The following is a 10,834-nucleotide window of genomic DNA, read 5'->3' as shown; positions in this document are numbered from 1 at the left end:
CGTCATGCTAACTTCACGTCACCCTATGAAACGTCGCCTATTCCTTGTCATCGTCGTCTGTCTGGCTATCGGCGTCGGGACATGGGGGGTAATGCAAGCAATGCGAGGGCCGGCCTTGGCCGGTTATGAAGTAGCAGCCCGGCCGCTGGTGCAGACGGTTGTGGCTACCGGCCGCGTGACGGCGGTATCGCGTGCGCAGGTCGGCAGTCCGGTGACCGGTGTGGTGGTGGAGCGGCGCGTGCAAGAGGGCGATGTGGTGAAGCCGGGCGACGTGCTGGCGGTGCTGCGTGCCGACGACCTCGAGGCAGCCGTTCGCGAAGCGGAGGCCGCCTTGGCCCAGTTGCGGCAGTCGACCAGGCCGCAGGCGCAGGCCGCATTGCGCGAGGCGGAAGCGAGATTGGCCCAGGCCAGCCGCGAAGCGCAGCGTCGTCGTGAGCTGTTCCAGCAAAAGATGATCACCCGCGAAGCGATGGAACAGGCGATACAGGCCGAGACCGTCGCCCGCGCCGGCGCCGAGCAGGCGCAACTGGCTGCCCGTTCGCTGGTGGCCGGCCATCCCAATGAAGCGGCGGCGCGCGCCCGCGTAGCGAGCGCCAGGGCGCAGCTGGCCAAGACCACGATCCGCGCGGAAGTCGCCGGCACCGTGCTCACCCGCAATGCCGAGCCGGGCGACCTGGTGCAGCCCGGCCGCGTGCTGTTCGAAATTGCCCGCAGCGGCGACACGGAAATCCTGGTGCCGCTGGATGAAAAAAACCTCGAAGTGCTCGCCATCGGCCAGGCGGCCACGTGCATCGCCGACGCCTATCCTGCGCAGCCGTTCCCGGCAAAGGTCAGCTTCATCGCGCCCAGCGTGGATCCGCAGCGCGGCACGGTGGATGTGCGCCTTGCCGTGACCCCGGTGCCCGATTTCCTGCGCCAGGGCATGACCGTCTCGGTGAACGTGGAAACAGGCCGACGGGACCGCGCCATCGTCGTGCCTAACGATGCACTGGCTGCGATGGAGGGCGACCGCGCCGAGCTGTGGCTGGTCGCCGATGGACGCGCCACGCGTCGCAAGGTGCAGCTGGGCCTGCGTGGCTTGACCCAGACAGAAGTCACGTCTGGTTTGCAGGCCGGCGACTGGATTCTGGCGGACGCGAAGGCAGCGCTGTCAGAAGGCGATCGCGTGCGCGTGATACCCACCGGACTGGCTGCCAACTCTGCCGTGCGCAACGAATTGCCGATGAAGCTGGACTGACGCCGATGTGGATCGAGTGGACCATCGCCACCAAGTTCCTGCGTGAAGGCAAGATGCAGAGCACGCTGATCCTGGTTGGTATCGCGGTCGGTGTCGCCGTGATTGTCTTCATCACGGCACTGATCACCGGACTGCAGGGCAACATCATCAATCGCACCCTGGGCACGCAGGCCCACATCAAGGTGCAACCCACGGAAGAGCAAAACCGCATCCTGCCGCCGCCCGACGGAAGCGCGCAGCTTCTGCTGGAGAGCAAACGGGCCCAGCGCCTGCGCTCGATCAACAACTGGCAGCAGGTGCGCGATGTGCTCGACACGCTGCCACGGATTATGGCTGTGTCGCCGTCGATCTCGGGGCCGGCATTTGCGCGCCGAGGCGAGGCGCTGCAGTCGGTGGCGCTAATGGGCGTCGACGCGCCGCGCTACGAGCGCATCATTCCGATTCAAGATGATATCGTCGCCGGCGCGTTCCGCATCGGCTCCGACGACGCCGTGATCGGCAAGCAGCTGGCCAGCGACCTCGGCATGCGCGTGGGCGACAAGTTGCGTCTCGACGGCGGGCAGGGGCGGGAGAGCGTGGTGAACGTGGCTGGCATCTTCGAGCTGGGTGTGCGCGAGCTGGATGCGCGTTACGTGTACCTGGACATGAAGCAGGCGCAGTCGCTGCTTAACCTGCCGGGCGCCGCGACGATCATTGACGTGACGGTGGACGATATCTTCGACGCGCAGGCAATCGCCGCGCGCATCGCACGGCTCACAGGGCTGAAGGCGGAAAGCTGGATGGAAACCAATAGCCAGCTAATGAACGCCTTGCGTTCGCAGAGCCTGTCCACGCGGATGATCAGCGTTTTCGTGGCGCTGAGCGTGGCACTGGGCATCGCCAGTGTGCTGTCGGTGAGCGTGGTCCAGCGCACGCGCGAGATCGGCATCCTGCGTGCGATGGGCACGTCGCGCCAGCAGATGCTGCGCGTGTTCCTGGTGCAGGGTGCTCTGTTTGGTTTGGTTGGTTCGCTACTGGGTGGGCTGGCGGGGTATGGCTTGGTGGGGGCGTTCAATACCTTCGGGCCAAAATTGTTTTACATCCCGGTCGATCCATGGCTGCTGGTGGCCGCAACGGGGCTGGCGACGGTCACCGGCATCCTGTCGGCAGCCGTGCCGGCGCGACGTGCTGCGTCCCTCGATCCGGTGGAGGCGATTCGCCATGTCTGAGCACGACGCCGGCCAGGAGGTGCTGCGCCTGCAGGGCCTTCGAAAAAGCTACAACGTCGGCAAGCCCACCGAGGTGGAAGTGCTGCACGGGTTGGACTTGCGCCTGCAACGCAGTGACTTCGCCGCACTCGTGGGGGCGTCCGGCTCGGGCAAGAGCACGCTGCTCAATGTGATTGGCCTGCTGGACCGGCCTACGGACGGCGAGCTGTTCCTGCTTGGCGAACCCACGCGGAACATGGACGACGCGCAACGCACGGCGCTGCGCGGTGGCGCCATCGGCTTCGTGTTCCAGTTTCATCATCTGATCCAGGCCTTCACCGCGTTGGAGAACGTGCTGATGCCACTGATGGTGGCTACCGGCAAACCAACGCGTGAACAGATTGATCGCGCCCGCGGCCTGCTTGCCGAGGTGGGCCTGGAAGGACTCGAACAGCGCAAGCCCGACCAGCTCTCCGGTGGCCAGCAGCAGCGGGTTGCCGTCGCCCGCGCGCTGATCGCCCGCCCGGCGCTGCTGCTGGCCGACGAGCCCACAGGCAACCTCGACAGCAAGTCCGCTGCTGAAGTATTCCAGCTGTTCCGCAAATTCAACCGCGAGTTCGGCTGCGCGGTGTTGCTGGTCACGCACGATCCGCGCCTGTCCGAGCAGTGCGACCGTACGATCAGGCTGGTGGACGGCAGCATCGAGAGCGATGATGCCGGTGACTAAAGCCTGCCTATACTGCAGGTGAGACCTGGTCAACGTACCGGCATTCAACGCGGCGCGTAGTTGTTTGCATCCTCGACTGAACGCATCCCTGACAGCCCGAATGTCACAAGGACGATCGCTATCAGCAGCCCGCCGCTGACCGCAAACAACTGCTGCAAGCTGATGCTGCGCATCAGCCAGCCTGTGGCCGAAGACGACATCGGCGCAACTCCCATGAAAATGAACATGAAGAGCGCCATGCTGCGACCGAGCATGACTGGTACAACGTGATGCTGGAGCCACGTAAAGATGTTGACCTGCAAAAAGCCGCCGATCACGCCGACTGCCAAAAGAAACCCAATGCCTTGCGACGTCGTCTCAATCAAACCCAGCGGGATAAACAGCAAGCCCACTGCGGCATCCAGCACCAGAATGGTGGTGCCAAAGCTGCCGATGCGGAACCCCGGCCGCATGCCGGAGAACACGATGCCGGCCAGCGTGCCCGCGCCATAGGCTCCGGTGAGAAGACCATAGACAGATGCGCTGCCTCCGACATGATCGGCAAGCACGGGCATTGCGACCTGAATCGGTCCGGTGATAAAGAACGCGACCGCACCCCAGTAGCAAAAGCATACCCGCAGGCTGCGGTCATTCCAGCAGTAGCGCAATCCATCCGCCACCGATCCCCACAGCGATTGCGACTGCTGCATTACGGCTGGTGCCGGTCCGTTATCCGTTCTTACTTTCGCCAGCGTCCAGGCCGACACAGCAAAACTGGCGGCATCAAAACCGAAGGCAATGCCGGTGCCAACGAGACTCTCGTTCGCTCCGGTTCCTTCACCAAATACAGCGATCAGAACGCCGGCAATCAACGGGCCGATGAAGGTCGACATCTGCCGCACTCCCAACATTACTCCGTTGGCTTGCGGCAGCAGCTCCCGCGGCACGACGGTAGGGAGGATGGATGTGCCTGAAGGCAGGCTGAATGCAGTCGCAATGCCGATGGCAAGAGCCAGGACGTACACGAGCCGCAAGTCCGGTTGGCCGGTCAAGGTCAGTACGGCAAGGATGCCGAGCAACATCGCGCAGGCGTACTTTGACAGCAGCAGCACGAGCTTGGGCGAGTAGCGGTCGACGATGGCGCCGCCGAGCAAAATGAGCACCGCACGCGGCACGCTGATCGTGGCCAGAACGGTCCCCAATGCCAGCGTGTCACCGGTCATTCGCAATACCATCCATGGCAGCGCAATCAGGGTGAACTGGTCGCCCAGCTGGGAAATCAGTGATCCGGCAAACAGCCAGCGGAAGTTATGGTTGCGGAACAATGCGCCGCGTGCGCGGGATACAGCCTGATTCATGTGTTGTCCGTCTTCTTTTTCTTCAGATGTTCGATGCTGCGGCGGACCATCTGCATGGCTGCGTCTTCCATGCCGAGGCCACCGAACAGATCGGGTTCCAGTTGGTTGGCCTTGAGGACCTGGGCATGCAGTTGCGTATCGCTGCCCCAGACAGCAACGAACAGCTGTATCCAGCGAGCGGCCAGATCCAGCGCCGCAGGTGCGAGCGGGTCGGTGCCGCGCTCCTGCAGTTCACGCGCTTCTGCAAAGAGGGCCGGCCATTTCAGGTAATGCTCGATAAAGCGTTCTCGTGCCGCCGCCAGGTAAGCCGGATCAAGATGGCGTGCATACAGGCTCAGGCGATATTCCGCGGTTGCCCGCGTGATGTAGTCGAGCAGGGCCGGGTCGATGCCCGTGAGCAAAGGCACATTCGGTTCGGTACGGTGCAATACATCGGCCTTGTGAACGAGGCGAGCATCGCCGGCCATGTGCTTCAGCGAGAGCTCGATCCAGCGCTTCGTCAGCAACAGCGTCTGTGCATCGTCCGGGGGCACGCCGGTTTCCATCAATTCGCGCAGCCGCTCCTTCAATTGATGGAATTCGCCCTCGTCAACGCTGCCTTTCCGACGCAACCGGTCATGCTCCTCCGGCGTAAAGTAGCGGTCATAAAAGTTCATCATTGCCAGCGTAGAGAGCCAGTCATCAAGCGCCGGCTCCTCTTTCGCGCGGATGTGCGCCTGAAGTGCCGTGAGCCGATTGCGCAATTCGCTGGCACGCACGATCTGGTCGTCAAGCGCGACGATTTGCTGTGCAATGACCGTCTCCAGGTCGGCGCTGCCGCCTTCGAGCAGAGCGGCAATGTCCGCCAGCGACAGATCGAGCCGCCTTAGCGCCTGGATCCGGTGCAGGCGTTCGATATCGTTCCGGTTGTATAGCCGGTAGCCCGACGCCGAACGTCCGGATGGGCATAACAGCTTGATCGCATCGTAATGATGCAAGGTGCGCACGGTGAGTCCGGTGCGTTTAGCGAGTTCGCCAATTTTGAGTAGCATTTTTTCTTCTCCTAGAGCCGTTTTGGCCTGACTGGCCGATTGAGGCCGAGACGGATTGCCTGCGGAACAAGGGCAAGGCGGCCGGCATCAACGGTACAGTCAGGCTGAAACGGCTCTTATGGGAACAGCATAAAGCCTGACATCACGTCATGGTCAAGCGGCCGCTTGCAGTGAGTAGCGACGGCGCAGGGTCAGGTCAATATGTGCCCCAGGATGAATCAGTAGAATTGCAGCGATGACAAAACATGCTTTCATCATCTGGCTTGCCGGCATGCCCGGCGTGGTCGCTGTCTCCTGGCTTGTCCTGCCGCTTCTGGTGGAAGGGCAGGCTTTGCCCGCACCACCATCACTGATCAGCATGGCGAGTGCCGTGCAGAGTGCGCTCCTGCTGGCGTTGGCGGCTTGGGCAGGAGCGAAGCTCGCTCCACGGGCAGGGTTGGACGCTCCCGTCCTGAGGGCGGCAGCTGACGGAAAGCTCGCTGTCGATGCGCTGCGCTCGCAATTACTGCCGGGCTTGATCGGCGGGATTCTCGGTATTACCGTGCTGGTGGCTTTCGCCCGTTTTGCGCCTGAAGCGCTGGCCCGGCTTCAGGATCGTTTTTCCTTTCCGCTGATCGCGCGTGTACTGTATGGAGGCATTACTGAGGAAATCCTCGTGCGCTGGGGGCTGATGACAGTTCTGGTCTGGAGCGGCTGGCGCGTCTCCCGTGTTTTCCGTGGGGGCGATTCCTTGCCTTCTGCTCTGGTTGTCTGGCTATCCGTACTCCTGAGCGCGCTGGCCTTTGGCGCATTGCATCTTCCTGTCGTCGTGGCCATGATCGGGCCTCCAACTGTATTCCTGGCGGCGTATATCGTGCTTGCCAATGCCACGTTTGGGATCGTTGCGGGTTTCCTGTTTTGGCGGCACGGCCTGGAAGCGGCCATGCTTGCCCATGTCATTGCCCATCTGGGAGCGTTTGCCATCACCGGCTGATCCGTACCACGGTGGGGAAGGGCGCCGATTCCTGCCCGTCACCCTACACGCTCAACGCGCCGCTTGCGCGTAGAGCACGCCTCGCCGTACCAGCAGTTTTTCCAGCTCCACTGCAAGCATCGGGATCACCGACAGGAGCAGGCAGAAGCAGAGCTCCTGCATGGTCAGCGGTGCCGTGCTGAAGATGGTGTTAAGGAACGGCACATAGATGGTCGCCATCTGCAGCGCGAAGGTCAGCGCCACGGCACCGAGAAGCGGCATGTTGCTGAAGAAGCCTTGCGTCAGCAGCGACTGCCGCTCGGAGCGGATCACCATCACATGTCCCATCTGTGCCAGCGTCAGTACGGTAAAGACCATGGTCTGCCAGTTCTGCGAGCCGGTATGGATGGCCCAGGCCTGTGCAAACAGGGACACCGCACCAATGGTCAGTCCTATCCATACGATGTGCTGCCACATGCCATGCGCGAAGATGCTTTCGTTCGGGGCGCGTGGCGGGCGCTGCATGATGCCTTTTTCGGCGGGCTCGGCAGCAAGCGCCAGGCCCGGAAGGCCGTCGGTCAGCAGGTTGATCCACAGGATGTGGATCGGCAGCAGCGGGATCGGCAGCCCGAGGAAAGGTGCAAGGAAAATCACCCAGATCTCGGCCGAGTTGGAGGTCATCGTATAGCGGATGAACTTGCGGATATTGTCGAAGATGCGGCGACCCTCGCGCACCGCGCCGACAATGGTCGCAAAGTTATCGTCCAGCAGGATCATGCTCGATGCCTCTCGCGCGACGTCGGTGCCGCCCTTGCCCATTGCCACGCCGATATCGGCACGCTTGAGTGCCGGCGCGTCGTTGACGCCGTCGCCGGTCATGGCAACGAATTCGCCCCGTGCCTGCAGCGCCTCGACAATGCGGATCTTCTGGGCCGGGTCGACGCGGGCATAGACGCGGATGTTTTCGACCTGACGGCGAAACTCCTCGTCGCTCATCGCGGCGAGCTGTGCACCGGTGACCGCGCGGTCGGCGTCGCCGGCAATGCCGAGCTGGCGTGCGATGGCGAGCGCCGTGGCGGCATGGTCGCCGGTAATCATTACCGGCGTGATGCCGGCCGACTTGCACATCTCCACCGATTCGCGCGCTTCCGGGCGCGGCGGGTCGATCAGGCCCACCAGCCCGATAAAGACCAGGCTGCTCTCGATTTCGTCATGACGCTGATTGGCGGGCAGTTGCGGCCAGTGCCGGCGTGCAATCGCCAGCACGCGCAGGCCTTGCGCAGCCATGCGTTCTGCGGTTGCGAGGACGGCGTCGCGCTCCAGCTCCTCTTCGCCGTCGGGACCGAGCGCGCTCGTGCACAGCGGGAGGACCGACTCCGGGGCGCCTTTTGTGTATGCCATGAAGGTGTCGGGATGGCGATGCACGGTGGTCATGCGCTTGCGGTCCGAGTCGAACGGCAGTTCGAAGACGCGGACCGTGTCCACCTCGAGCGCGGCTTTGTCATGGCCGGCCTCGAGCGCGGCGAGGTAGAGCGCCACCTCGGTCGGGTCGCCGGTGGTTTGTTCTTCCTGGTTGCGCGTGGCGTCGTTCGACAGCGCCAGCGCGGCAAACAGGCTGTTCCACGGCTCCTGCGCAGGTGCCGATCTGCTGTGCTGGATGGAAGTTACTGCTGTGCACAGCTCGGCCACATGCATCCGGTTCTGGGTCAGCGTGCCGGTCTTGTCGGAGCAGATATACGTGACCGATCCCAGCGTTTCCACTGCCGGCAGGCGCCGGATCAGCGCATTCTGCTGCACCATCTTGCGCGCGCCGAGCGCCAGTGAAATCGTCACCACCGCCGGCAGCGCCTCGGGAATGGCCGCAACGGCAAGGCTGACGGCGGTCAGGAACATCAGTACCGCCGGCTCGCCGCGCATCAGTCCCACCGTGAACACGATCAGGCAGATCGCGATGACCGCGATGCCGAGGCGCTTGCCGAATGCGGCCAGCCGTTTCTGCAATGGCGTTCGTAGTGCTTCGCCGGAATCGAGGAGCTTGGCGATCTTGCCGAGTTCGGTCGCCATGCTGGTCGCAACGACGATGCCGGTGGCGCGGCCATAGGTGGCGGTCGTGCCCTTGTAGGCCAGGTTGCGACGGTCGCCAAGCGGCGCGTTGTGCTCGGCGAGCGGGGTGCACATTTTCTCGACGGTAGTCGCCTCGCCGGTCAGCAGCGCTTCGTCGACCTTGAGCTGGTGTACTTGCGTCAGCCGCAAGTCGGCCGGCACGACGTTGCCCGCTTCCAGCAGCACGATGTCACCGGGCACGAGATCGTGCGCCGGGACGGAGGCTCGCTCGCCGCTGCGCAGTACCGTGGCGCTGGTCGCTGCCATCTTCTTCAGCGCCGCCATCGCCCGTTCTGCGCGCACTTCCTGCACGAAGCCGATTACCGCATTGAGCAGCACGATCACGACGATCGCAATCGTGTCCTTCACGTCCCCGATGACCCCGGAGACGATGGCGGCCGCGATCAGGATCACGATCATGAAGTCGATGAACTGGTCGACGAACATGCGCCATATCGGGCGGGGAGGTTTTTCGCGGATCGTATTGGTACCGTAACGCGCAAGGCGCTCGCCGGCCTCCTGTTGCGTCAGGCCGGTTGCCGGATCGACGCCCAGCGCATCCGCCGTGGCCTCGGTACCGAGTGTGTGCCAGTGCGCGGCGGCCTGCGTCGCATCGCGCGGATCAGGTTCATTCGCCATATCGGAAGAGAACATAAATGGTCAGTAAATACACCGAGGACAGTCCAAGGCTGATCCAGCCCACGACGCTCAGTACGCGCTTTTCGGGCCGGGACAGCAGGCCGATCACCGCGATGGCCGACATGAGCATCGCGGACACGGCCGTGACAGCATGGATCGGGGATACGGAGGACAACAGCGGTCCCGGCAGGAAGAAGAGGTCGTCCACGGCGAGGATAAACACGTTGAACAGGTTGCTCCCCAACAGGTTCCCGATTGCCATATCGAGCGCGCCGATGCGCAATGCGGAGAGCGTGACGGCGAACTCCGGCAGCGCTGTCGCAACGGAAATGAAGGCCGTTCCGACAAAGCTGCCATGCCAGCCCATGACCGTGGCGAGGCGTGTTCCCACGAACGGAAGGGCCAATCCGGCCGCGACGACAGCAATGGCGGCGAGGCCGTAGCCGGTCATCGCCTCGCGCAGGGAGACGTCGGGATAGCGGTCGGCCACGTCTTCGGCAAATTCGCTGATCTCTGATCTGTCGTACACCATCACGGCGCGGATGGCGAGGACGTACAGCAGCGTGATCAGGGGAGCGTGGATCCCGACATGGCCGACCGCAAGGCTGCCGGTCTTGTCGGCCAGCAGGATGCCGAGCCCGGTAACGCCAAGCAGCACGATGCCGAAACCGGCGGACAGGATATGGCCGCGGCTTGCACGCCGGTAGAAGGACTCTTCACGGTACAGGAGGTCCACTGCGACCAGCATGACGAGGTTGACCATGCACGCACCCAGCACGTTGGCCACCGCAATGTCCGGTACGCCGGCTATCGTTACCGAGCTGATGCCCGTGACCAGCTCCGGCAGGGAGGTGACGGTGGCCAGGAGGACGACGCCGATCCAGTTGCGGGACAGGCCGGTCTTGTCGGCAATGATGTCGCCATAGCGGGACAGCTGGTAGCCGGCGAACGCGATCACCAGCGCGATCACGCCAAACTGCAACCACACCCAGGTAACGTTGCCCGCCGTGTGCATGTTATTCCTGGTTGATCATGACAGCGTACGGCAAACCGCCGGCGTGAGGCGCGTTGGGCGTGTGACTCGCGGCATCGGGACTGAGCTCGGGCCGGACGTTGCGCTATTTGACGAGCGTCACGGGAACATGGGCCAGGTGGATCACCTTGGTGGCGGTCGAGCCCATCACCAGGTTGCCGATCGCATTCATGCCGCGCGTGCCCATCACGATGGCATCGCAGCCGGTTTCCCGCGCGTAATCGGCGATGGTCTGTGCCACCGGTCCGGTGCGCCAGTCGTCGCTATGCGGCACGCCCGCTTCGCTCAACAGCCGGCGCAGCGGTTCGAGCGCGCGTTCCGCATCTTTCGCCTGCAAGGCCGTGATCTCGTCATGCGTGAGCTGTGCGTGCATGCGCGGCTCGATCGGTTCCTGCACGTTCAGCAGGCATAGCTGCAGGGCAGGGTTGCCACGGGCCATGGCGGCGGCGTGGCGTACTGCACGCTGCGCGCTGTCCGAGGTGTCGACCGGCATCAATATTTTCTGCATCCAGTAATCTCCAAAACGATGTGTGTGTGCCATTGCCGGGGCGCGGCAGTTGCCGACGATTATGCCCCAGGGACCGGAGA

At 63.4% G+C, this 10,834-nt stretch carries 9 protein-coding genes; 4 read left to right on the top strand and 5 right to left on the bottom strand.

Annotated elements, in window-relative coordinates; genetic code table 11:
- Positions 1 to 25: 25 nt before the first annotated feature.
- The 3 genes from ACYVIA_RS16970 to ACYVIA_RS16960 are packed head-to-tail and all read left to right on the top strand — an operon-like array spanning position 26 to position 3,151.
- Positions 26 to 1,237: an efflux RND transporter periplasmic adaptor subunit gene (locus tag ACYVIA_RS16970; RefSeq protein ID WP_460842858.1), complete on the top strand. Its 1,212-nt coding sequence runs from the start codon at positions 26 to 28 to the stop codon at positions 1,235 to 1,237.
- 5 nt (positions 1,238 to 1,242) lie between these two features.
- The gene (locus tag ACYVIA_RS16965; RefSeq protein ID WP_460842856.1) at positions 1,243 to 2,445 is read left to right on the top strand and encodes an ABC transporter permease; all 1,203 of its coding nucleotides are present in this window, start codon (positions 1,243 to 1,245) and stop codon (positions 2,443 to 2,445) included.
- Complete coding sequence (locus tag ACYVIA_RS16960; protein ID WP_460842854.1) at positions 2,438 to 3,151, top strand: ABC transporter ATP-binding protein; 714 nt, start codon at positions 2,438 to 2,440, stop codon at positions 3,149 to 3,151. The genes ACYVIA_RS16965 and ACYVIA_RS16960 overlap by 8 nt, the downstream gene beginning before the upstream one ends.
- A gap of 44 nt (positions 3,152 to 3,195) precedes the next feature.
- Here ACYVIA_RS16960 and ACYVIA_RS16955 read toward each other — a convergent pair whose 3' ends face one another.
- Positions 3,196 to 4,488, bottom strand: a complete 1,293-nt coding sequence (locus ACYVIA_RS16955) for an MFS transporter (RefSeq protein ID WP_460842852.1) — start codon at positions 4,486 to 4,488, stop codon at positions 3,196 to 3,198.
- Complete coding sequence (locus ACYVIA_RS16950; protein WP_460842850.1) at positions 4,485 to 5,519, bottom strand: MerR family transcriptional regulator; 1,035 nt, start codon at positions 5,517 to 5,519, stop codon at positions 4,485 to 4,487. Before ACYVIA_RS16950 ends, ACYVIA_RS16955 begins: the two co-directional genes overlap by 4 nt.
- A gap of 235 nt (positions 5,520 to 5,754) precedes the next feature.
- Here ACYVIA_RS16950 and ACYVIA_RS16945 point away from each other — a divergent pair, with 235 nt between their 5' ends.
- A complete protein-coding gene (locus ACYVIA_RS16945; RefSeq protein WP_460842848.1) occupies positions 5,755 to 6,492 on the top strand; it encodes a CPBP family glutamic-type intramembrane protease in 738 nt (245 codons plus the stop codon).
- Between the two features lie 51 nt (positions 6,493 to 6,543).
- Here ACYVIA_RS16945 and ACYVIA_RS16940 read toward each other — a convergent pair whose 3' ends face one another.
- From ACYVIA_RS16940 to ACYVIA_RS16930, 3 genes are all read right to left on the bottom strand, one after another.
- Positions 6,544 to 9,228: a calcium-translocating P-type ATPase, PMCA-type gene (locus ACYVIA_RS16940; protein ID WP_460842846.1), complete on the bottom strand. Its 2,685-nt coding sequence runs from the start codon at positions 9,226 to 9,228 to the stop codon at positions 6,544 to 6,546.
- Entirely contained in the window at positions 9,203 to 10,228 is a 1,026-nt protein-coding gene (locus ACYVIA_RS16935; protein ID WP_460842844.1) for a sodium:calcium antiporter, read from the bottom strand. The genes ACYVIA_RS16940 and ACYVIA_RS16935 overlap by 26 nt, the downstream gene beginning before the upstream one ends.
- A 103-nt stretch (positions 10,229 to 10,331) precedes the next feature.
- The gene (locus ACYVIA_RS16930) at positions 10,332 to 10,754 is read right to left on the bottom strand and encodes a universal stress protein (protein ID WP_460842843.1); all 423 of its coding nucleotides are present in this window, start codon (positions 10,752 to 10,754) and stop codon (positions 10,332 to 10,334) included.
- Between the last annotated feature and the right edge of the window lie 80 nt (positions 10,755 to 10,834).

Source organism: Noviherbaspirillum agri (assembly GCF_054780595.1).
Note: the sequence above shows the minus strand (reverse complement) of the source record. Positions and strands in the feature narration are given on the sequence as shown.

Bases quoted from the DNA above. Each gene is read 5' to 3' on its own strand.
- ACYVIA_RS16970 (WP_460842858.1), top strand. From the start codon at position 26: ATGAAACGTCGCCTATTCCTTGTCATCGTCGTCTGTCTGGCTATCGGC.
- ACYVIA_RS16965 (WP_460842856.1), top strand. From the start codon at position 1,243: ATGTGGATCGAGTGGACCATCGCCACCAAGTTCCTGCGTGAAGGCAAG.
- ACYVIA_RS16960 (WP_460842854.1), top strand. From the start codon at position 2,438: ATGTCTGAGCACGACGCCGGCCAGGAGGTGCTGCGCCTGCAGGGCCTT.
- ACYVIA_RS16955 (WP_460842852.1), bottom strand. From the start codon at position 4,488: ATGAATCAGGCTGTATCCCGCGCACGCGGCGCATTGTTCCGCAACCAT.
- ACYVIA_RS16950 (WP_460842850.1), bottom strand. From the start codon at position 5,519: ATGCTACTCAAAATTGGCGAACTCGCTAAACGCACCGGACTCACCGTG.
- ACYVIA_RS16945 (WP_460842848.1), top strand. From the start codon at position 5,755: ATGACAAAACATGCTTTCATCATCTGGCTTGCCGGCATGCCCGGCGTG.
- ACYVIA_RS16940 (WP_460842846.1), bottom strand. From the start codon at position 9,228: ATGTTCTCTTCCGATATGGCGAATGAACCTGATCCGCGCGATGCGACG.
- ACYVIA_RS16935 (WP_460842844.1), bottom strand. From the start codon at position 10,228: ATGCACACGGCGGGCAACGTTACCTGGGTGTGGTTGCAGTTTGGCGTG.
- ACYVIA_RS16930 (WP_460842843.1), bottom strand. From the start codon at position 10,754: ATGCAGAAAATATTGATGCCGGTCGACACCTCGGACAGCGCGCAGCGT.